This window comes from Streptomyces sp. URMC 126 (genome assembly GCF_051386555.1).
In the GTDB taxonomy this organism is placed as follows: domain Bacteria; phylum Actinomycetota; class Actinomycetes; order Streptomycetales; family Streptomycetaceae; genus Streptomyces.
Genome location: NZ_JBPQTX010000878.1, coordinates 1 through 272, shown reverse-complemented (window position 1 = coordinate 272; position 272 = coordinate 1). Strand labels below are relative to the sequence as shown.

At 71.3% G+C, this 272-nt stretch carries 1 protein-coding gene; it reads right to left on the bottom strand.

What is annotated here, in order from left to right:
- The coding region (locus ACSNOK_RS34315) for a hypothetical protein (protein WP_436784639.1) at positions 1-272 on the bottom strand (272 nt) is incomplete at both ends.

Genomic DNA, 272 nt, shown 5'->3' with positions numbered 1-272 from the left:
GACGGTGACCGGCTCGGCGTCGGTGCGCAGATCGGCGCCCCACCCGAACCCGTCACGCAGCACGGTGTACGCCCAGACGTCGCGCGCGGCCGCGTAACCGTCGGCGTCCAGCCGGCCCCGGCCGAAGGCGTCCCAGGCCTGTTCGAAGACGCGTTTGGCGTCGGCCAGGGCGAGCCTGGCCGGATCGGGTAGGCCGGGAATGCCGGTGCCGTAAACACGCATCAGGACGGGGACTGACAGGAAAGGCCCGTCCAGATCGAGCAACTGCAGCC